General features: G+C 64.1%; 18 protein-coding genes. 7 read left to right on the top strand and 11 right to left on the bottom strand.

The features are described from left to right. Window positions 1-11: 11 nt before the first annotated feature. A complete protein-coding gene (locus LRQ07_RS03140) occupies window positions 12-728 on the bottom strand; it encodes a VIT family protein (protein WP_157523996.1) in 717 nt (238 codons plus the stop codon). 385 nt (window positions 729-1,113) lie between these two features. On the opposite strand from LRQ07_RS03140, the gene LRQ07_RS03135 reads away from it, so the two are divergent. Both LRQ07_RS03135 and LRQ07_RS03130 read left to right on the top strand, forming a co-directional pair. Further along, window positions 1,114-1,425 carry a hypothetical protein gene (locus LRQ07_RS03135; protein WP_045264357.1) on the top strand — a complete coding sequence of 104 codons (312 nt, stop codon included), beginning with the start codon at window positions 1,114-1,116 and terminating at the stop codon, window positions 1,423-1,425. 287 nt (window positions 1,426-1,712) lie between these two features. Then, window positions 1,713-2,366 carry a DsbA family protein gene (locus LRQ07_RS03130; protein ID WP_046747252.1) on the top strand — a complete coding sequence of 218 codons (654 nt, stop codon included), beginning with the start codon at window positions 1,713-1,715 and terminating at the stop codon, window positions 2,364-2,366. A gap of 85 nt (window positions 2,367-2,451) precedes the next feature. Here LRQ07_RS03130 and LRQ07_RS03125 read toward each other — a convergent pair whose 3' ends face one another. From LRQ07_RS03125 to LRQ07_RS03100, 6 genes are all read right to left on the bottom strand, one after another. Continuing rightward, complete coding sequence (locus LRQ07_RS03125) at window positions 2,452-2,985, bottom strand: signal peptidase II (protein ID WP_227991975.1); 534 nt, start codon at window positions 2,983-2,985, stop codon at window positions 2,452-2,454. Continuing rightward, complete coding sequence (locus LRQ07_RS03120) at window positions 2,982-3,590, bottom strand: cadmium resistance transporter (RefSeq protein WP_045264185.1); 609 nt, start codon at window positions 3,588-3,590, stop codon at window positions 2,982-2,984. Before LRQ07_RS03120 ends, LRQ07_RS03125 begins: the two co-directional genes overlap by 4 nt. Next, window positions 3,590-5,500: a heavy metal translocating P-type ATPase gene (locus tag LRQ07_RS03115; protein WP_197462137.1), complete on the bottom strand. Its 1,911-nt coding sequence runs from the start codon at window positions 5,498-5,500 to the stop codon at window positions 3,590-3,592. Before LRQ07_RS03115 ends, LRQ07_RS03120 begins: the two co-directional genes overlap by 1 nt. Next, window positions 5,497-5,856: a Cd(II)/Pb(II)-sensing metalloregulatory transcriptional regulator CmtR gene (gene cmtR, locus LRQ07_RS03110; RefSeq protein ID WP_062636047.1), complete on the bottom strand. Its 360-nt coding sequence runs from the start codon at window positions 5,854-5,856 to the stop codon at window positions 5,497-5,499. The genes LRQ07_RS03115 and cmtR overlap by 4 nt, the downstream gene beginning before the upstream one ends. Window positions 5,857-5,965: 109 nt before the next feature. After that, entirely contained in the window at window positions 5,966-7,366 is a 1,401-nt protein-coding gene (locus tag LRQ07_RS03105) for an FAD-dependent oxidoreductase (protein ID WP_046747250.1), read from the bottom strand. An 11-nt stretch (window positions 7,367-7,377) separates the two neighbouring features. Beyond that, complete coding sequence (locus LRQ07_RS03100; RefSeq protein WP_046747249.1) at window positions 7,378-8,139, bottom strand: MIP/aquaporin family protein; 762 nt, start codon at window positions 8,137-8,139, stop codon at window positions 7,378-7,380. A gap of 48 nt (window positions 8,140-8,187) precedes the next feature. On the opposite strand from LRQ07_RS03100, the gene LRQ07_RS03095 reads away from it, so the two are divergent. Beyond that, window positions 8,188-8,862, top strand: coding sequence for a helix-turn-helix domain-containing protein (locus LRQ07_RS03095; protein ID WP_046747248.1), 675 nt, complete (start codon window positions 8,188-8,190; stop codon window positions 8,860-8,862). Window positions 8,863-8,883: 21 nt separating this feature from the next. Further along, window positions 8,884-9,282 carry a low molecular weight phosphatase family protein gene (locus LRQ07_RS03090; protein ID WP_062635603.1) on the top strand — a complete coding sequence of 133 codons (399 nt, stop codon included), beginning with the start codon at window positions 8,884-8,886 and terminating at the stop codon, window positions 9,280-9,282. Between the two features lie 491 nt (window positions 9,283-9,773). Here the strand turns inward: LRQ07_RS03090 and LRQ07_RS03085 are convergent, their stop codons facing one another. Together LRQ07_RS03085 and LRQ07_RS03080 are read right to left on the bottom strand one after the other, a co-directional pair. Beyond that, window positions 9,774-11,072 carry a nucleotide-binding domain-containing protein gene (locus LRQ07_RS03085; protein ID WP_045264191.1) on the bottom strand — a complete coding sequence of 433 codons (1,299 nt, stop codon included), beginning with the start codon at window positions 11,070-11,072 and terminating at the stop codon, window positions 9,774-9,776. Continuing rightward, the gene (locus tag LRQ07_RS03080; protein ID WP_197073244.1) at window positions 11,072-11,626 is read right to left on the bottom strand and encodes an SLATT domain-containing protein; all 555 of its coding nucleotides are present in this window, start codon (window positions 11,624-11,626) and stop codon (window positions 11,072-11,074) included. The genes LRQ07_RS03085 and LRQ07_RS03080 overlap by 1 nt, the downstream gene beginning before the upstream one ends. Before the next feature lie 365 nt (window positions 11,627-11,991). On the opposite strand from LRQ07_RS03080, the gene LRQ07_RS03075 reads away from it, so the two are divergent. Continuing rightward, the gene (locus LRQ07_RS03075; protein WP_153243569.1) at window positions 11,992-12,864 is read left to right on the top strand and encodes an HNH endonuclease; all 873 of its coding nucleotides are present in this window, start codon (window positions 11,992-11,994) and stop codon (window positions 12,862-12,864) included. Continuing rightward, a complete protein-coding gene (locus LRQ07_RS03070; RefSeq protein ID WP_062635601.1) occupies window positions 12,864-14,489 on the top strand; it encodes a hypothetical protein in 1,626 nt (541 codons plus the stop codon). Before LRQ07_RS03075 ends, LRQ07_RS03070 begins: the two co-directional genes overlap by 1 nt. Window positions 14,490-14,891: 402 nt before the next feature. Here LRQ07_RS03070 and LRQ07_RS03065 read toward each other — a convergent pair whose 3' ends face one another. Next, window positions 14,892-15,761, bottom strand: coding sequence for a hypothetical protein (locus LRQ07_RS03065; RefSeq protein WP_062635599.1), 870 nt, complete (start codon window positions 15,759-15,761; stop codon window positions 14,892-14,894). Window positions 15,762-15,913: 152 nt separating this feature from the next. Between LRQ07_RS03065 and LRQ07_RS03060 the strand changes: the two genes are divergently transcribed. Further along, a protein-coding gene (locus LRQ07_RS03060; RefSeq protein WP_256534569.1) for an IS3 family transposase occupies window positions 15,914-17,148 on the top strand; the annotation gives its coding sequence in 2 pieces (ribosomal slippage) (window positions 15,914-16,223 and window positions 16,223-17,148; 1,236 coding nt in all). 412 nt (window positions 17,149-17,560) lie between these two features. Here the strand turns inward: LRQ07_RS03060 and LRQ07_RS03055 are convergent. Next, entirely contained in the window at window positions 17,561-20,356 is a 2,796-nt protein-coding gene (locus LRQ07_RS03055; RefSeq protein WP_046746359.1) for an NACHT domain-containing protein, read from the bottom strand. Window positions 20,357-20,505: the final 149 nt, after the last annotated feature.

Genomic DNA, 20,505 nt, shown 5'->3' with positions numbered 1-20,505 from the left:
ATAGCTGTCTCTCAGGCAACGCCACTCGTCCCGAGCAGCGTGCCGATCGCGAACGTGACCACCAGCGCGATCGCCCCACCGAGCACCACCCTGATCGTGGGCCTCAGCGCGGGGTTCCCGCCGATCCTCGCGCTGACGAATCCGGTCAGCGCGAGCGCCAGCAGCACCACCGCGAAAGCGACCGGCACCCGGATCTCGGGAGGCGGGAGCAGTATCGCCAAGAGCGGAAGCAGCGCTCCGAGTGCGAAGGCAAGTGCGGAGGCCCCCGCCGCCGCCCACGGACTGACCACCTGGTTCTCCGTGATGCCTAGTTCCGCTTCGAGGTGCGCGGTCAGCGGGTCGTGCGCGGTGAGCTCCTCCGCAACGAGGCGTGCGGTCGCCGGGCTAAGTCCTTTCGCCTGATAGATGCTCGCCAGCTCCTCGAGCTCGGTAGCCGGATCATCGGCCAGCTCGCCTCGTTCCTTCTCGATCAGAGCCCGTTGGCTGTCTCGCTGGCTGCTCACCGACACGTACTCCCCGAGCGCCATCGAGATCGCACCGCCGACGAGACCGGCGACACCCGCGGCGAGCAGCGTCGCGGAATCGGTCGTCGCCCCCGCGACACCGACGACGAGCGACGCGACCGACACGATGCCGTCGTTCGCGCCGAGCACTCCGGCTCTGAGCCAGTTGAGCCGCCCAGCGAGATCGCCGCGGTGGGGTTCACCCGGATGCGTCGCCAACATCATCGCCCCGTTCTTTCTCCCGGCGCGGCTATGGAAGGCACATCCCGACGTAGGTCGAGCTCTGCGTGCGCGGAATGCCACTTCGTGAGAGGTCGAGTCATCGGACAAGAGTACACCCGCCACAAACGCGCGCTCCGCAGCTCGACCGCTAGCAAGTCCGGTCGCGGCACCAACCGAAGGCCCATGCCAGAACGGGGTTCCGGCTCCCGCTAGCGGCGACCGCCCCGGCAACCAAGTGATACCGCGCCGGAAACGATCGTTTTCGGCTGGTCGCGCACCTGGTTGACGACGACCGCTGCCTTGCCATAGCCGATCGTTACAAAAGATTGAAGCGTAGGCCCCCGGCGATGCTGCGCGGTCAGCAGCAGATGGGAGGATCCTTGTGATCATGGAGATTGAGTTATTGCATATCGCGGGCTGTCCCAGCTGGATCGCCGCGGGCCACAATGTTGCCGAGGCGCTTCGGGAGACAGGCCATGGGGCCACGCCGTTGCGCTATCGACTCATCCGCACGGAGGAGGATGCCGCTGCGGTTCCCTTTGCCGGGTCTCCCACGATCACACTGAACGGGAAGGATCTGTTCCCCGGCGCGGATCACAGCGTCGCCTTAGCGTGTCGCGTCTACGCGACACCCGCGGGCGTGGCAGGTACGCCGACGGTTGATCAGATCCGGGAGGCGATCATCACTCGTGGCCGCTGAGTCAGACGAGACATGTACGTGTTGCGGGCGATTGTTGCCCCGAAGGAAATTGCATGCCCTTGGGAAGCGCGGGGTGTTCATCTGTCGCCGGTGCGGCTGGTGGGTTGCGCTTCGTCTGCGACGCGACCATCCACCGGATCACCAGGAGAGTTAGTCAGCAGTCCCTGTACAGTCAGCGTGTGCTGACTTTTGCTTTCGTCTCGATGCAATGAACGAGACGCCCCTACTCGCCCTCTTCTAAACCTCCCTACCTTGGCGACGCCCGCCACCGATCTGGAGCATCCGTCTTGAAACCCCCCGTCAAGGTCGCCCTCGTCACCGGCTCCACCCTCACCGTGCTCGCCATTATGGCGCTCGTGGTCGTCCTGATGACCCGCCCCGCAGCTCCGGAATCCCGCACAGAAGGTGCACTGCCTGGTACCCGTGCGGATTCGCATGTGCTCGACGCGTCCGGGCCAGACGCTCCGACGCTGGTTGAGTTCCTCGACTTCGAGTGCGAAGCGTGCGGTGCGTTCTATCCGGTCGTCGAGCAGATCCGCGAACAGTACGAGGGTGGAATCAACTACGTCGTTCGCTACTACCCCCTCCCCGGACACTTCAATTCGATGAACGCCGCCCTGGCTGCGGAAGCCGCGTCCGAGCAGGGGAAGTTCGAGGAGATGTATCAGCGCCTGTTCGAAACGCAGACTCAGTGGGGCGAACAGCAGACCTCGCGAGCGGACCTGTTCCGTACCTTCGCGGAGGACCTCGGGTTGGATTTGGGTGCCTATGACGCGGCTGTAGCCGCCCCGGCGACTAGGGAGAGAGTCGAAGCTGACTTCAACGATGGACAGTATCTTGGGGTCAGCGGCACGCCATCATTTTTCCTGGATGGCGAGAAGCTTGAACTCACTCAGCTCAGCGACCTGACTAACGCACTCGACGAGGCGACCAACCGTTGACCTCGAGTGTTCGAACCCTCTCGCGTCCTGCCGCCGCAATCAGCCCTCCTACCGCATCCGCGCATTAGCGGCTGCCCTAGACGTCTCATTCTTGGGTCTCATCGCCGCCGCGGATCATAAGGAACGCTCCGGCGATCGCAGCAGCGAAGATCACAATGTCCGCGACATTTCCGATGAACCAGTTCCCGTAGGCGAGGAAGTCCACGACGTGTCCGCGGGCGAACCCGGGATCTCGGAAGAGACGGTCGCCTGCGTGTGATGCTGCGGCTCCTCCGAGCGCGCCGATGATGATCGCCCATCCCAGGCGTTGAACTCGAAACGCGAACACGATCGCTGTAACGGTGGCGGCGACAGCGAGCAGCGCGAACACCCAGGTGAAGTCTTCGCCGAAGGAGAAGGCGGCACCAGGGTTGTACGCAAGCTGCAGGCCCAGCAGGTCGCCCGCCAGCGGGATGCGCTCGCGCTCCGTGAGAGTCGCTACCGCCCACACTTTCGTTCCCTGATCGATCAGGACGACGAACACGGCGATCAGGAGCGCTCCAACCGTGAGTTGCCAGCGCGGCGCCGACGGCACTTTTCGCGCAATAGACGGGCGAGCTTCGGCCTCGGACGACATCATCCGAGGACCTCAATCAGGCGAACGATGACGCCGGATTCGATCAGTATGAACAGCCCGAGACCGATGAATACGGCCGGTACGAGCCAGTGCTCGACTCGTTCCAGCCCCTCGGTGACGGCCTTGTTGGTGCCGATCAGCCGTCCGGCAGCGCACCAGACGGCGACGAGGATGAGGAACACGACGATCATGACGACGACGTCGCCGGGCGCGCTGGTGCGGAAGATCGGCGTGTAAAGGGAGATGTTGTCGGCCCCGTTGGCGATCGTGATCCCGGCGACGCCCCACAACCCGACCGCGGTGATCTTGGCGTCATCATCATCGTCATCACCGTTTCGACGCAAGCCACGTACGAGCGTCCAGATGCCGATGCCGAGCGGGATCAGCCCGAGGAAGCCCACCCACTCGTCCGGGACGATCGTGAGGCCGAGCGCGGCGATCACGCTGATCACGACGAGGGTGATGAACCCGAAGTACTGGCCTGCGACGATCTGCCACGGTCGCGGCTTTCCTCGGCTGGAAGCGAGGAACAGCACGGTGAGCACGACAATGTCATCGATGTTGGTCGCAGCGAACAGGCCGATCGCTGATCCGATGGTCGCGAGCATCAGCTCTTCACTCGCGGAGTGCGGGCGGCGCGCAGGCCGTTGAGAATAACGATGACCTCGGCGACCTCGTGGACCAGGACGACCGCCGCGAGCCCGAGGACACCGAAGAGCGCGAGCGGGAGCAGTGCGGTGATGATCAGCAGCGACAGGATGATGTTCTGGTTGATGATCCGTCGTCCCCGTCGGGCGTGGTCAAACGCGCGCGGGATCAGACGCAGATCGTGACCGGTGAACGCGACGTCGGCGGATTCGATCGCTGCGTCGGAGCCGGTCGCGCCCATCGCGATGCCGATGTCTGCGCCGGCGAGAGCCGGGGCATCATTGATTCCGTCACCGATCATCGCGACCGGCCCTACCTTCGACAACTCCGCGATCGCGGTCGCCTTGTCCTCCGGACGCAACTCGGCTCGCACGTCACTGATCCCGGCCTGCGCACCAAGCGCACGGGCAGTCCGGGCGTTGTCGCCGGTGAGCATCGTCACGCCGACGCCCTGGCCGGTGAGCGTTCGGACCACCTCGGGGACTTCTGGGCGCAGCTCGTCACGGACGCCGATCGCGGCGACCGGCGTCCCGTCACGATGCACGATCACGACGGTCATGCCCTGCTCTTCGAGCTCCGCGACCCGATCCCCGAGCGCGCCGGCGTCCAGCCAGCGGGGGCTTCCCACAGTGATTCTCGAGTCGTCGACCGTGCCGTCAATGCCGTGACCAGCCCGCTCGGTCACGTCCGCAGCGGCTGTGACACCCGGAGCGGCCGCCGTGATCGCGGCAGCGAGAGGATGCGTGCTGTGCTGCTCCAGCGCTGCCGCCCACGCCAGCGCCTGAGCCTCCGACACGCCATCTGCGGTGAGGACAGCGGTAACGATGGACTCGTTGCGGGTGAGGGTGCCGGTCTTGTCGAGGGCAACGTGCCGGACGGTGCCGAAGCGCTCGAAGACGGCACCGGACTTGATGATCACGCCGAACTTGCTTGCGGCGCCGATCGCGGCGACGACCGTGAGTGGCACCGAGATTGCGAGTGCACACGGAGAAGCCGCGACCAGCACGACAAGCGCGCGGGTGATCCACACCTCTGGATCGCCCAGCAGCGACCCGATGATCGCGACGAGCGCCGCGAGGATCAGAACACCGGGCACCAGCGGGCGGGCGATCCTGTCCGCGAGACGAGCACGCTCGCCCTTCTCTGTCTGCGCTTTCTCTACCAGCTCCACGATCGTAGTGAGCGAGTTGTCGGTGCCAGCAGCCGTCGTCTCGACCTCCAGCGCACCGGCACTGTTGATCGCACCCGCCGACACCGCATCGCCGGGCTCCACCTCTACCGGGATCGATTCGCCGGTGATCGCCGAGGTATCCAGGCTCGAGCGACCAGAACGCACGACCCCATCGGTCGCGATCCGCTCGCCCGGCCGGACCACCATGACCTGGCCGACCGTCAGCTCTCTCGCCTGCACCTGCACAGTAGTGTCGCCCTGCAGGATCGTGGCTGTTTCCGGTACGAGCTTGAGCAGTGCGCGCAGGCCGCCGCGGGCACGGTCCATCGCCTTGTCCTCGAGCGCCTCAGCGATCGAGTACAGGAACGCGAGAGCTGCGGCCTCCTCCACGTAGCCGAGGATGACTGCACCGATGGCGCTGATCGTCATCAGCAGACCGATGCCCAGCTTGCCCTTGAACAGCTTTCGAACCGCTCCCGGCGTAAACGTCGAGGCACCCAGCAGCAGACCGACCCAGAACAGCACCAGCGCGGGGATCTCCTGGCCAGACCACTCCAAGATCAGGCCGGCCAGGAACGCGACCCCGGAGAAAACCGGCACCAGAACTCCGCGGTCTTTCCACCAGGGGCGCTCGGCCTCTTCGATTTCCTCGTCCACCGCGCTGGCAGGCTCGTGCTCGCAGCCACACGCCGCGCTCACGCGTCCACCCCCGTCGCACAGCAACCGGCCACCGTACACGCTGAGTCCACGCACGGCGCGTGCTCATCCACAGCCAGCGTCACATCCACCAGCGCAATGAGGGCAGCAGCGAGGTGCGAATCGGCGATCTCATAGCGAGTCTGGCGGCCTTCTGGTTCCGCGACGACGATTCCGCAATCGCGCAGGCACGTCAGGTGGTTCGACACGTTCGAACGAGTGAGTACCAGATCGCGCGAGAGGACGGCCGGATAGCTGGGCCCCTGGAGCAGGGTCATCAGGATCCGGGAGCGCGTCGGATCGGCCATCGCCCGGCCAAGCCGGTTCATTACATCGATACGGGAAGCAATAGTCAGCACGTACTGAACTATACAGCCATCGGTGACCAATCGCGATCGTCGAAAGAGGACTCGAGTAAGGCTTCCAGCGTCGTTGGTGGGCCCGGAGTATCCCCACGTCAGAGCGATCCTAAGCAGCAGGCTGTCGCAGCGCAGATGCCGACCGGCGCGTTTCCCGCTCCCACGCCTGGGTTGCGACCTGCACGGCGTCCCACGGTGAGCCGAGCGGGGGCGTGTACGACAGGTCGAGGTCACTCATCGCCGCGACAGTCATGCCGTGGTGCAGAGCCGTGGCGTAGGTGTCGACGCGCTTGGAGATTTCGGCACCGCGAGTGCCCACGAGCTGCGCGCCGAGCAGACGGCCGTCGTTGGTGTCTCCGGTGATGCGAATGCTGATGGGCGACGCGCCCGGGTAGTACCGCTTGTGGTCGTCCGCGATCGCGGTGTGACTGTGCGGGGCAAAACCGGCGGCTGTCGCTTCGTGGTCACGAAGCCCCGTGCGTGCGGCCACGACATCGAACACCTTCACGACCTGCGTGCCCAGGCTCCCAGCGAATCGCGTATCGCCACCGATCGCGTTCTCCCCTGCGACGCGTCCTTGCTTATGCGCCGTGGTGCCGAGAGGAAGGTATGTGACGCCGAGCAGGCGGTGGTGGGTGACCACCCCATCGCCGGCCGCCCACACGTTCGGCAGGCCGGTACGCATCTGTTCGTCGACGACGACAGCGCCGCCCGCGCCCGTGGTTGCGCCGGCTGCGGTGAGAAGGCTGGTGTTAGGTCGCACGCCGACGACGACGAGCACCACGTCAGCGGTGCGAGAGAGTGCTTCTCCGTCGTGGGTTCCTGTGACGGTGATCCATGCGGCTTCACGGGTGACGGCTTCGACGCGCGTGCCGGTGAGGACGTCGACGCCGTGTCTGGTGAGTTCGTCGTGGACGAGGGAGCCGAGTTCGGGATCGAGGGTGGAGAGGACTTCGGGGCCGCGCTGGAGCTGGGTGACTTGGAGGCCCCGCACGGTCAGGGCTTCGGCCATTTCGAGGCCGACGTAGCCGGCTCCGACGATGATTGCCGTCTCGGGCTGATGGTCGTCGAGGTACTTCTCTAGCGCGAAGGTGTCGCCCATCGAGTGCAGCAGGTGCACGCCGTCGTCGGGGCCGAGCTGGTCGAGGCCTGCGATGCCGGCGGTTGACGGGGATGCTCCGGTGCCGACCATGAGTTCGTCGTACGCGATCGTTGATTCGCTGCCGTTCGCGTCGCGGACCGTGAGTCGGCGGCTGTTGACGTCGATGCCGGTGGCGAGGGTGTCCAGACGGAGGTTCATGCCGGTGGCTTCGAGATCCGCGTGGGTGCGGTGGGCGAGCGACTGCCAGGGCTGCACCTCGCGGGAGAAGTAGTACGGGATGCCGCAGATCGAGAAGTTCGGGTACGCGTCGGCCACGACAACGGTGACATCGACGGACGGGTCGAGTTCGCGGGCCCGTAGGGCGGTGGAGATTCCGGCGTCGCTTCCGCCGATCGCTACAAGATGCATGAGGGTGCCTTTCAGGGCTGGGTTTCGAGTTGTTGAGGGAGCACGACGTCGCCGGCCGTGCGGGCGGCGGTCGGGTAGAGGGCGAGCAGCAGGCCGAGGCCGATCGCAGCCCCGACGAGCTGTGCAGCGATGAACGGCGCGACAGAGGCGGGCGCAATGCCGGCAAAGGTGTCGGTGAACATGCGGGCGATCGTCACCGCGGGATTCGCGAACGACGTAGAGCTTGTGAACCAGTACGCCGCGCCGATGTACGCGCCGACCGCGGCCGCCGTGGTCGATCCCTTGCCCGTGCGCGCGAGCGCGAAGATCAACAGCACAAGTCCCGCGGTGGCGACCACCTCCCCGACCAGGTGGCCATCGGTCGCGCGGTCGTTCGATGAGAGCGCGGGGGCGGCGTCGAACATCACTCCCGCCAAGAACGTTCCGGCGATCCCGCCGAGAACTTGCGCGAGCAGGTACGGGGTGAGGTCGCGCAGCGGGAGTCCCGTCCCGGCGCGGCGTCCGAGCAGCCAATCTGCGATCGACACCACGGGGTTGAAGTGCGCGCCAGACACGGGGCCCAGCATGAGGATCAGGACCGTCAGGCCGAGCGCGGTGGTCAGGCTGTTCTCCAGCAGTTGGAGGCCGACGTCATCCGGCGAGAGGCGCTGCGCAGCGATGCCGGAACCCACAACGATCGTGACGAGCAGGCCCGTTCCAAGGAACTCGGCAGCAGTTCGGCGCAGCATGTGAGGTCGCGCGGGCTCGGACTGGGAGCGGGTAGCAATGTTCATGTCGGCTTATCTTGACCCGAGAGGGGTAGTTCAGTCAAGATTGAAACAATGAACACTGAACGAACTGATCAGGTGGAGGCGCGCGCGGCAAAGCACGCCGCGCTGGGTGACCCATCTCGCCTACGGATCGTCGACCGTCTCACGCTGGGCGACCTCTCCCCCACCGAAATCGGGGTGGCGTTGGGCCTTCCCTCCAACCTCGTCACACATCATCTGAATGTGCTGGAGTCCGTGGGGATGGTCTCGCGTTCCCGCTCGGAGGCCGACAAACGGCGCAGCTACGTTCACCTAACCGAAACCGCACTTCGCGGGCTCACTCCCGGCCGAGTGGAGCGCGCGGATCGCGTCGTGTTCGTCTGTACGGCGAACTCCGCCCGGTCGCAGCTTGCTGCGGCATTGTGGTCTACCCGCAGCAGCATCCCGGCGTCATCGGGAGGAACGCACCCGGCCGAGCGGATAGATCCGGGAGCGGTTGCCACAGCCGAGCGCCACGCCCTCGCGCTGCCAACGGAATCACCGCGCGCCCTGACTTCGGTCCTGACCGATTCGGATTTCGTGGTGACGGTGTGCGATAACGCTCACGAAGAACTCGGCGTCTCCGGGCACCTGCACTGGTCGATTCCCGACCCGGTGCGGATCGGGACCGATGACGCTTTCGATACCGCCTTTGACGAGCTGGAGCGCCGCATCGCGGAACTCGCTCCCCGTCTCGCCGCCAGCTGAACCCAACCCGGAAGAGACCCCGTGACTGACGCTCCCCCAACCGTCCTTTTCATCTGCCAGCACAACGCCGGCCGCTCACAGCTCGGCGCAGCGCTCCTAGAGCACCTGGCCGGCGACCGGTTCACCGCGACGTCGGCGGGCCTCTCTCCCGCCGACGAAGTAAACCCGGCCGTGGCCGCCACCGTCGCAGAACTCGGAATGAACATCACCGATCGTGTGCCGCGCGCCGTCACCGTCGACGACCTGGACGCCGCCGACATCGTGGTCCTGATGAAGCCCGGACTCACCCTGCCGGCGACGCCTCGCGGGGAACTCCTGGAATGGTCGTTCCCCAACCCGGCGTCCTGGGACGCCGAAGCAGTGCGCCCGCTGCGCCAAGCCGTATCCGAGAAGATCCAGAGCTCACTTCTCAACCGTTGAGCTGACTGGAGCGGAGCGCCAGAGGTCAGCGAATACGCCTGCCAAAACCCTCTGACGGCTCACGTTTCTGGACCCCATTCAGCGGCTGTACGAGTCATCCCGCCGTACACGATCATTCTCGGCGGGGTCGGTAGCTTCGCCGCCGATCGGTGCTGCGACAGGTTTCATGAGAATCCGCCACCTTCCATGAGAACTGCGACAACATTCGTGAGAAAGTGACGACTTTCGTGAGAAACGACAGGCCTGTCGAAATCTGCTTGATGTCCGATCTCACGAGAGTTGTCGTGAGATCGGATCGCGATCCCGCGAGTTTCCGGGACAGCTGTAGCCGGCACATGGAGCGACTTGCCTCATGACGCTTATCAAAATTCCGACGACGAGAATGATCGACCAAGCTGACTTGCTCGAGAGGCGTTGGAGCCAGTCACCTGTGGCAGGGTGGATCGCCGCAGGGCCGCGGGCATGGGCACCCACTGCACCAGGGGCGCGGTCTAGGAAGACTCTGCTGCGATCGGGATGTCGATATGCCCGCGAGCCACGACGACGTTGCGCTGGATGACGTAGCACTCCACGTAATGATTCCCTCGGAAGGAGGTCACTTCGCGGCGCTCGGTGCCGTGGGTCGGACGGATGATCTCACCGCGTACGTGATCCCGCCGCTCAGCTTCGGCTCCTCGGTTCAGTACCTTCCAACGCACCTCATATGATCCCGGCACGTCGATGTTGTCGATCGCGAACGTAAGTTGTTTCTTTGCGGGCAGTAGCGAGAACAGGTTGAGAAATGAGTTCAGCGAGGTAGGACGGAATCCGTCCTGGGTCACGGTACAGCTGATCTCGACCGAAAAACGGATGTCCACGGGATGGGTGTCCTCGATGAACTCCTCCGTGTCGTTGAACGATCTGGCTGCAAGCGCATTCTCCCCTCCAGCCACTACTGCTGGGACGGACTTTCCGAATACTGCTCTCCACTTCTTGTACTCGTTCTTCTGACCAGCAGCGTCGACCGCCTCGGTGCAAAGCTCAGCGCCGGACGCAGCCTTCTTCTGGAAGCGCTTCTTGACTCGAACGCGCTGACGGCTTCCAAGCGCCAGATAGAAATCGTGGTCCACCTGGTCCGCGAGGTACAGAAGGAAGTCGCGCATCATCTCGCCGTAGGATTCGGACGTGCCAGAGCGATGTTCCGTCGTAGACGTTAGGAAATTGTACGCAAGGGTGTCTACGAGCAGCCCGCCCATCACGACTCCTTGCTTGTTGCGCCATGCTCGAGCGAGCTTGCACAAGCGTCGCAGATTGCCACTAGTAGCTGAGTCTTCCTCGCTGATTGCGGAGATCTCATCGCGAGGCTTCGTCATCTTCCACGAGTCGCTGTAAGTGTCCGGGTAGTCGAAGGACCCGTCCTCGTTTTCGAACACGGGCTGCACCTCGAAAGTGAAGTTCGAGAACTCCACTACGACGACCAGCCTGTCGACCCCGACAGTCGTCGTCGGATACCGCTTCTGGATCGCAGCGCGGGCGCGCCGCAGCGCTTTGAGCGGCCCGCCTTCCTCCTCGTATGAGGCGCGCAGACTGGACGGCAATATGTACAGGAGGTCAAGGTCCGATATACCTTTGATCGCTGTCCAACGACCGTAGGAACCGACCATCAGCTTGTTCGCCGTGGAGCCGGTCAAGCTGCGGAACTCGCTGTTCAGAGCTTTCGTTACTTCGTCCCGCCGGTCGGCGATGCTCTCAGCAGTGTTGACCCTGAGATTGGTGAGGAGACCATCGAAGATGTCACCGGTTTGCGACATCAGTGCTCCCAATCCTCTCGAAGCGCCTCCGGCAGCATCAAATCGATCTCCTGCGTGCTGAGAGTGAGATCTTCCTTGTCCTTCAGGCCGGATTGAGCCATGGCATACGCCTGCGGTGTCGTTCGCGGGGCGTCCTTCAGCACGGCCTGAGCCGCCTTCTGCAGCTCGTCTCGTTTCTGCCGCGCCTGGTCGAGCGGCAGAGACTCGGACTTCAGGTCCACAATCAGCGACAGATACGACTCCCGCAAGTTCCATAGCAAAGCCGCGGTGTCGCGGTGCTGCTGCATCTCCTCGCCGTATCGGAATGTCCGGTCACCCAGGCTTGCCGCCGTGACTAGCACGGCGATGAAGGAGGTAGCTAGCGATGCCCACTGCGGGTCCAGCAGCAGCCCGAAGAGTGACGCTAGGAACGTCCCCGATCCGACCGCCGTGAGAACGAACTTCCAGACTCTTTGCCTCCGCGAGGACATCGCGCAGATGTCAGCTTGCTTCTCATGGGTCTTCTGCGTGTACGCGATGCGCCCATATAGCTCTCTCACCTGGTTGAGAAGCAAGTCACGACCCGCCTCTGACGGTTCTGTCTCTCGTCGATGCATCTTTCCCCCAGCCCACGGCGACAGTCCGCCGCAAGTGCATGCTAGCGGCGGACACCGACACGGCCCGTTTCGAAGGCGAACCAATGGGCGTAGCTCGGCCGGAACGTTGGGGACGAAGTCCCGCGCAGGCTACGACTCTTTCCGTTCACCCCAGAGAGAAACGACTCTGCATGCCCCGGAATTTACATCCGGCTCACAAGCGCGATCCGTCATGAAGCCTGAGCGAATTCACCGATAGAGGCGACGCAGTCGCGCTACTTCCTCGATTTAGAGAGCTAGCGGACATTCCCGCAACGTCGAGGACGACGAGTACAGTCTGACCCGTGAGCGATTCGTCTGGCCAGCCTCGTGTACGCGGTGTGATTGAAAGCGTCAATGGGCGTGCGAATGGTCGCGGCATCCCTGAGCTCAGCCAGGCCGTTCTTCGTCTGGAGGATGGGTCGACGCTCGAGGTGCGTATGCCGCGGCCATTGGGAACAGAGCGGTATTTTCAGGCGCTCCCTGTCGCGTTCGATTTTGTCGACTTTGGTGTTTGCCCGATCTGCTTCGCGCCGGAGCCGCGAAGCCGAGAGCATGTGCCGCCCCACTCAGTTGGCGGGAGCGTGATCACGATGACCTGTGAAAATTGCAACAACGAGTTCGGCAGCAAGTACGAGCCGCACCTGCGCAATTGGTATGAGAACGCGATCGGGAAGGTACGACTCTCGGGCAAGACCGTTCCCGGCCGCCGCAGCGTTGGCGAGTACCTACTACGCGAGAACGCATCCGGCGGGTTTGTTCTCTTCCAACACGGCAAACACGACCCGGCGGTCTCTCAGATCTTGGGAGAACAGGAGTTCGAGATGAGCTACGAGATTGTCGACGCAACCCGTTCGCACATCGCAGCGGTCAAGACTGCATATTTGGCCGGATGCGTTGCGCTGCACGCGATCCCGCGGACGCCACGCGCTGATGCGTTGAGAGCTGAGCTCCTCGTTGCCCGAGACGTGCCCCGTGACCAGAAGGCTGAGCTCGGCGACGTAGCGAGGTCCATCAAGGTCGCGCGTTCCGCACACGAACCGAGCCCTGGCGAGATCATCTTGATGGCAGCCTCGGATGAACTAACGGAATCGGCAATGGTGATCAGCTTCAATCGCGTCTTCGCCGTCGATTGGCCGTTCGACCCGATCACGGGATTCACAAGGCGTGTGGACTGATGGCGGCTCAGAACGATCGTCGCGGCCAGAAGAAGGTGGCACCGACGATCGAGCCCGCAAAGATCGTGGAACGCTTTGTTCTGCGTGCGCGACGGGTTGCCGCGCACTCACTCTCGCAGTCGAGGGACCGCCTCCAGGCGTTCGCCAACACCATGATCCGCGGCAACATCGATCTCGCGGGCCGCTTTACCGTCGTAGAGGACCTGCCCGATGAGGAGACCTTCGAGTCTCTCGTCGCTCGCCTGCGCCCGCTCACGGTCGAGTCGGAGCCGATCTTTTACAACCGGGTCCTCGACGCGATCACCGCATTGACTGCCGGGGCGGCATCAGCTTCCGATAGGCAGCGAATCACGGCCCTACGAGCAGCCTGGGGGTCTACGGAAATCCAGGGAACACAAGTCCAGGGATACACCGTTCAGGCGGTCGGACCCGATCATGCACCGACCAGCATCGTCTCGGATACGCAACTTGCGGCAGGCTGGCTCTACGCAGATCTCGTCCACGCGGACCCCCGCGGAGCGAAGGTGGCGGCGCTCGAGCATGATCTCAAGGAGCGCTACACCGCGGCGGTTCGCGTGTTCTCGCGCATCGCAATGCTCACACTCGACACATTGGACCTTGTTCGCGACCTGCAAGAACGATCGCTGATCATGTTGCCTGATGATGCATGGACGTCCGCGGTAAGCGTTCACGAGTCGGAGTCACCGATCGATGTGCGCGTGTTTTACGCCGACACCGGCACCGCGGTCCCTGATCTAGCGGAAGGCAGCGACCTGCCGACCGAATGGTCGCGCTTCACCGTCTCTGACGTGTTCCTGCAGGACCCCGCCAATCAGGTGTCCCTCACCCTTCAGACTGGCGACGAGCATACGAACCTCGAAGCCGCAGTCATGCACCGTCGCCCTGAAGAAGGCGGCGTCGAATGGGACATTTTCGTCGATGGGTGCCTCATCCTCACCTTCGCGTTCACATTCGAGAACGATCGGGCAGTCGCATGCACCCTCGCTGAGGAAAAGTACCTCGAACTCACAAACGCGCAAAAGCTTCGCTCCACACAGCTCGCACGGCGCCTGCACTCAGCAGATCGCGCGGTGTTCGACGTCCCCGGCGGAAACATCACCATCTCGATGGAGGACCTCAGCGCCGAAGAGGAACTCCAGATGCGCGTTATCGAGGAGGCGCTCAGTGATGTGATCGAGATCGAGAGGATCACGGGAAATGAGATCGGAGTCTGCAACGGACGCTTCACTAACCTGGAACGCGTCAGACTGCGGCAGACACGTCTGATCTGGGAAGGCAAAGTCGTCCATGCCCGCCTAAAGAGCGCGACCGTCACCTCACCATCGGGAAATCCACCGCAGGTCATCACCATCAAGGAGGGATCGATCGCGTTCGCCGGGCAACAGATCCCAACGCCCGCGACGCACCTCTGGCATCAGCAGCTCGAGGTGCATCCCACCACGGCGACCGACAGCCCCGGGCACCCGCGCGACTACATCATGAGTCCGCCGCAAGGCGAGCACCTTGTAGCGTGGGCCCCCTCACGGTTAGTCCGCTCTGAAACCGAGCCAGTGCTCGCGTCGCCGTGGGATCTCACCGGAATCGATGAAAAGTCGTTCCCGTAGCACCGACGAGTTCGGCACAACGCAGTCGACGCGCCGAGCACGGACAGAGCACCGGCAGCCCATCAGTTCCGTCTCGGCCAGCAAGGCAGGCGCGATCCTCACCAGAACTTTCCTGCACGCGGGCTTCACCAACTACGCCATAGTGGCGGGCTGCAGATGGCGATCGACGCGAAACGCGCCTGTCTCACCTGGAGCCGCCTGCGGAGTTCGCGGTGCCCGCCGAGTGGGAACGCACCTATCGACCACTCGCCGTGAAGACCCCTGCAGCTGGCGAGATCCTCACGCTCACGTACACAGCTGCACCCCGCACTACCCTCCCCAATCAGAAGCGCCCGGGGCGAGGTGCCCGTGCGCAGCCATTGGCGTAGCGGTCAGCCTGCACTCTCGAAGGCCGCGAAGCCCCTAGAGCTTCCCAGCGAGGACCATCGCGCGCATCGCGATCTTGCCGGCATTCATGATCCCGTATCGGTCTTCGACCCGCGCGGCGAGCTCGTTCACGGATTCTCCTGCTTCCGCGGCACCGAGCACGCTGCCGAGCAGCACCGATTGATCGTAGACATCTCCGCCGGGGGCTAGGAACTGCGCCATCAGCTCTTCGGTGGGAGTGAGGGGTTTCCCGCGCAACGGAGTGCTCACCTTCCATCGAGCATCCAGGCGGTTCAGCGAGTACCACTTCGCTCTCGACCGGACGGAGCTCGGCGATAGTTTGACGCCACCTTTCCCCGACGTCACGGCTGCGCGAGCCCAGATATTTCCCCCCGCTCCTTGAGGCTTCTGGAAGGTCATGTCGCTGCGCGCGATGACGGCCATCGGCTGCAGCATCAGGGTAAAGACGCAGGAGTCATGGACCTCGAGCCGGATCCGGCTTTCGTCCTCTCCCCAGCTGCCGCCTACCAGCTGACCCGACACTCGCAAGTCCTCCGCACCCTTCGAGCTGAAGAGCAGCGCCGGGCTGAGTACCGTCACCGGGGTTCGGCCCTTGTTGATCACTGTGATGACAGCGACATCGAGTGCGGGACCGTCCAGTCTGTATGGCATCCGCCAGTCGATGGCATCGGGGTTCTCCATATCTGCCGGAGAGGCACGTACCATCCGGAGGCCATCGGTTTGGCCGAGCTCGAGCTGCACCTTCAGGATGCTGCCGCCCCATACCCACTCCCGGACAGCCCAGAAGAGTGCCACAGCCGCGACGACCAGGATCCCCACCTGCACCAGGTCGGCAAGAGGATTAGGGGCCGGCGCGACGCAGGCGAGGGCGGCTAGACAGATCACGTGGCCTCCTGGCGGTCACGTGATCTTACCGAGGCCGACGCTCTGCGCTTCTCCGGACATGTTCGGCACGGGTCACTCGTAAGGGGGCGCTTGACCCCTGATCTTGGACACGCTGATTCCAGCACGATGCTGGGGAAGCGAGAATCCAAGGGATGGCTAGGAAGAACTACACGGACGAGTTCCGGCAGCGCGCGGTGGACTTGTATGAGTCCACGCCGGGTTCGACGCTCAAGGGCATCGCCGGGGATCTCGGGATCTCTCGGGGTGCGCTGAAAGAGTGGGTCGACAAGTTCGGCTCCGGGGTCACGGTTGCTGCTGCGTCGCCGCCGGGGGCGACGGGGCGACCGGAGTCGCAGGCGGCGAAGGTCCTCCGGTTGGAGGCCGACCTCGCGGCCTTGCAGGCCGAGGCCCGCAAGCTCGAGACGGAGCGGGACATCCTCCGTCAGGCGGCGAAGTATTTCGCCGGGGAGACGAACTGGTGAACCGCTTCCAGTTTGTTGAGGATCACAAGGACGCCTACGGCGTGAAGCGGTTGTGTGAGGTCGTCGAGGTCGCCCGCTCGTCGTTCTACGCCTGGCTGGACTCCGCCGGGCGGCGAGCCGCGAAGGCGACAGACGACGCGGTGTTGGCGGCGCGGATCCGGGTGCTCCAAGACCCCGCTCAGGGTGGCGACCGCGCCTACGGGGCGCCCAGGATCACTGCCGACCTCAACGACGGTGTGCCCGTGGCGGAGCGGGTGAATCACAAGCGCGTCGCGCGGGTAATGCGTGAGCACCGTCTCGCGGGGATCCGGTTGCGACGACGGGTGAAGACCACGATCCCGGACCAGTCCGCCAGGCGCTTCCCCGACCTGATCGGACGGGACTTCTCCGTCGGCGACCCCGGCCGCCGCTACGTGGGCGACATCACCTACCTGCCTATCGCCGACGGCACGAACCTCTACCTCGCGTCCTGCATCGATCTCGGCTCCCGGAAGCTCGCGGGCTGGCAAGTCGCCGACCACATGCGCACCGAACTCGTCGAAGACGCCCTCCGTGCCGCGCACGGCGACCGCGGGTCGCTGGTCGGCGCGATCTTCCACTCCGACCACGGCAGCGTCTACACCTCGAAGGCCTACGCCGCGCTCTGCGAGCAGCTGGGCGTGACCCAGTCCACAGGCGCGGTCGGCACGAGTGCCGACAACTCACTCGCGGAAAGCTTCAACGCCACGCTCAAGCGCGAACTCCTCGCCGGCCGGTCAGCGTTCCCGGACCAGGCCACCGCCTACCGGGCCGTGTTCCGGTGGGCGAACCGCTACAACACTCGCCGGCGCCACTCCGCGATCGGCAACATCAGCCCGAACGCCTACGAAGCCGCACGCTCCGCTACGCTCGCGGAAGCGGCATAATCGAACCGACACCGTGTCCACGATCAAGGGCCAAGGCCCGACCGCTTCTCACACAGCATCTTCTACACGGCGGTTACCCGAGCTCGAGAGCGCCTCACGATCTTTTGGACGCCAGAGACCCAACACGCTGTGTTGAGCCGGCTCGAACGACCGCACCAAGGACGGGACCTCGGTCTACTCCGTGGACGCCGCGGGCTCAAGTCGATTGGGTCGAAGAAGCGTCCCTAGTCTCCGGTCGGTGTCGCCACCGGCTGCTGAGCGGGGTCTGGTCAGGCCCAGCGGCAAGATCGGCACCACGACCCGCGTCGCCGAAGTGGGGAACAGTCCGAAATGGCCGACTTCATCTCCACTCGTCTCCGTGCATGTGTGCGGCGCGCGCGGCGGTTGGGGTTCGCGTGCAGTTTCGTGACGGTCAGTCGAGTTGGTCGGAGACGGGGCGGCGGCCGGCGCCGCGTTCGTAGATGACAGACACCCCGTGCGGGACGCGCCAGCTCTCGAGGGGGAGAGAGGCGATGAGGACTTCGAGGAGTGCGGCGGTGTGTGGGTCGTCGATCAGTTGCGCGGTCGAATTGTCGGTGACGGTGTCGTTGTGCACGAGGGTCACGCCGACCTCGCCGCTGCCGAACGGTGGTGCGTGGTAGAAGTTCAAAGCATCGAGGAGGGGTCTGAGGGCCACGACCGCGTCGCCGGGTTCTGGCAGCGACGAGATGTGGTCTTCGAGGACGGTGCCGAGGCAGTCGAAGGTCTCGGAGGTTCTCGACAAGATCGGTTCTGTGGCGTCCCGGAGCGCTGCCTGACTGATCCCTGCGTCGAGCTTGGTCATCGCGAGGAGGAACCGGGCGGTGTGACTTGCTCGTGGAGTCCCGGATAGGGCCTGGATGAGTGTGTTGCGAATGAGGCTTCGTGTGGTGGAATCGGCGCTGGCTGCTGCGGTGAGGCCGTCCGCGAACGCCTGCATGTTGCGTGGTGCCGGGCCGGTCAATGCTCGGAGGGCGACTTGGACGAGTCGGCGCAGCCATTTAGGTGTCTGGGTGGCGAGGCCATCGTCGAGGAGGGCAGCGGCGAGTTCGGGGCCGATCGGGCTCAACCAGCCGGGCCACGTCTCGCCGATGTCGACGTTCTCCACGATGTGGACGATCATTTCTCGTTGTTCGTCGGTGCCGTTGGAGAATACGTATCCGGCCATGAACACCCAGGTTGCGCGCCAGTGCGGGCTGGGGGCGAGGGCGATGAGCCGCGTGCGAAGGTTGGCGTCGTTGGTTTTCACGAGTGACCGAGCAGCCATGAGTTCTTGAAGGCTGCGGACTTCGAAGGCGAACCCGTCGTCTTCGGCGGGCACGAGGAGGACGAGCCGTTCGGTTGCGGCTTGCATGATCCGGTCCCCGATCTGGGTTCGGAGGCGGTCTGTGTCGTGTTCGAGTTCGGTGAGTCGGGCGTCGAGAAGCTCGCGCATCTGCCCGCGGGGCATCACCGATTTTTCGCCTCCGGAAGTTTCCGCCTTGATGTGGAGGACCCGGCCGACCGTTTCGTGCAGATAGATGATGGCGTGATTCTGTGACGCGAGGAGGGGTGCCAGGGTGGTGGGTTTTCCTGCTTCGCGCGTGTACATCGTGTCGAAGTACTGGGAGTAGAGCTGGTAGCGGTCCGAGGGCAGTGTTCCGACTCGCTCCAGGATGATCGTCATGATCAGTACCTGGAGCGGAGTCTTCATGAGGCGTTGCATCGTGCTCAGTGAGAACTGACGTTCCAGGGACGCGAGGAGTGGGTCTCGGCGGTCCGGATCGTCGGCGAGGCGCCGTTGAGTGACCATGCGCCCGTAGCGTTCTGCTGTTTCCCGATCGAGGGAGGTGAGGTTAAGTTGACGGAATCGTTCGGGCATGAATCGTTCCGCGTCGCTGGAGGGGCGGGTGGTGACGATGCAGAGGAGGTCGGCGTTGCTGTTCTCGAGGTCTTCCACAAAGTAGGTGATCGCGTCGAGCACTCGTGGGCGGACCTCGAGCGCGGTCACTTCATCGAGCCCGTCGAGGATGATGATCGACGGCCAGGAGGTGAGCCACCGTTTGAGGACGTTCGGTTTGATGTCGATGTCGGCCCGGCGCGAGATCGTGTCGGCGAGGAATCGGAGCAGCATGAGGTCGCCGCTCGGCCCGATGGCCGCAGCGAAATCCGTGAGCCTGATGAGCACGGGCCATCGCCGCCCGGTAGGACCATCCGTCCCGAGGCCGCGGAATGCTGCCTCGGTTGCTTCGCGGACGTGCCGAGCGGTGGGTGGCAGAGACTCTTCTGCCGCAAATTGTGAGCGAAATGCCTGCGTGACGAATTTCGTGATGGTGCTCTTGCCGCTTCCTGCTCGTCCGGTTATGACGACGTGGGGGCGCTCCACCCGATCGGCCATCATGGGTTTCAGCACAGCGCTTGACCGGGTGAAGATCTCGGAGAGGACCGTAGACTCCGTTGCGTCTTCGTCGGTAGTTTTCAGGTCGATGACGATCTGCTCGACGGACTCGCGGTCGCTGCCGCCAGCTTCTTGAAAATGGACCCAGCGTTCGGCGGACAGCGCCGCTCCCGCGTGGGTGTGTAAGAAGGGATGCAGCTCGTCGGGCCTCAAGGTGTCGGAAATCTGAGTGAGGCGTTCGAGCAGGTCACCCACGGTGAGGAGAGCCCTGAACCCGTTGCGCACGGATCCGTGCGCGGTGAGAAGAGAGTTGACTTTGTCTCGGTGCCACACCCGGATCTGTCGAAGGCCGCGCTTTCGCAGGGTGACTCTCGGGTCGCCGGACGCGGGGTTGTCCAACCATTTGGCAAGGTGCGCGGTGAGGCGGTCGATGCCGGCGCCCGGCGCACTCGAGATGCGGGCGTTCGTGACGAAAAGGAGGTGGTCCGGGACTGAAGCCCGGGTGCTGGACATGTCCAGCCATTTCTCGAGTTCCGCGTCGATCTGCTTGAGAAGCCAAGAGAGGTTGTTAGCGGGATCGACGGAGTGATGCTCGCGCTGTTTCGCTTGGATCACCGTGTACCCATCCCACACGTTCGGATCGTCAGGCTCGGTGCCCCACCGAATGAGCCCACGGAAGGTGGCCTCGCGCCCCCCGTCCGGCCCCGCCCCGAAGGCTTCAAGCCCTGGACCGAACACCTCCTCACACACGGCGATCGTCATCTGTTCGAAAGCGCGCGGACTGAGTTCCTCGAGCGGGTAGTCCTGGGCCATGGGGGCTCCATTCGTGGTCTTTCGAGGCGAGATGATTCAATACGTGACAGATCCAGTCGGTCGCATCAATGTACCGAACAGGGCCACTGTTTCACGGCAGGGTGCTCGCCGAGGCTGCTCGAGCAGGAGCGTTGAAGATTGTGCGAAGC

Origin of the sequence: Microbacterium sp. J1-1 (assembly GCF_024498615.1) — a bacterium.
In the GTDB taxonomy this organism is placed as follows: domain Bacteria; phylum Actinomycetota; class Actinomycetes; order Actinomycetales; family Microbacteriaceae; genus Microbacterium; species Microbacterium aurugineum.
Note: the sequence above shows the minus strand (reverse complement) of the source record. Positions and strands in the feature narration are given on the sequence as shown.

What these genes read in the sequence shown, in the direction of transcription:
- LRQ07_RS03140 (WP_157523996.1), bottom strand. Translation starts at nt 728, where the DNA reads ATGATGTTGGCGACGCATCCGGGTGAACCCCACCGCGGCGATCTCGCT.
- LRQ07_RS03135 (WP_045264357.1), top strand. Translation starts at nt 1,114, where the DNA reads ATGGAGATTGAGTTATTGCATATCGCGGGCTGTCCCAGCTGGATCGCC.
- LRQ07_RS03125 (WP_227991975.1), bottom strand. Translation starts at nt 2,985, where the DNA reads ATGATGTCGTCCGAGGCCGAAGCTCGCCCGTCTATTGCGCGAAAAGTG.
- LRQ07_RS03120 (WP_045264185.1), bottom strand. Translation starts at nt 3,590, where the DNA reads ATGCTCGCGACCATCGGATCAGCGATCGGCCTGTTCGCTGCGACCAAC.
- LRQ07_RS03105 (WP_046747250.1), bottom strand. Translation starts at nt 7,366, where the DNA reads ATGCATCTTGTAGCGATCGGCGGAAGCGACGCCGGAATCTCCACCGCC.
- LRQ07_RS03100 (WP_046747249.1), bottom strand. Translation starts at nt 8,139, where the DNA reads ATGAACATTGCTACCCGCTCCCAGTCCGAGCCCGCGCGACCTCACATG.
- LRQ07_RS03095 (WP_046747248.1), top strand. Translation starts at nt 8,188, where the DNA reads ATGAACACTGAACGAACTGATCAGGTGGAGGCGCGCGCGGCAAAGCAC.
- LRQ07_RS03085 (WP_045264191.1), bottom strand. Translation starts at nt 11,072, where the DNA reads ATGTCGCAAACCGGTGACATCTTCGATGGTCTCCTCACCAATCTCAGG.
- LRQ07_RS03070 (WP_062635601.1), top strand. Translation starts at nt 12,864, where the DNA reads ATGGCGGCTCAGAACGATCGTCGCGGCCAGAAGAAGGTGGCACCGACG.
- LRQ07_RS03055 (WP_046746359.1), bottom strand. Translation starts at nt 20,356, where the DNA reads ATGGCCCAGGACTACCCGCTCGAGGAACTCAGTCCGCGCGCTTTCGAA.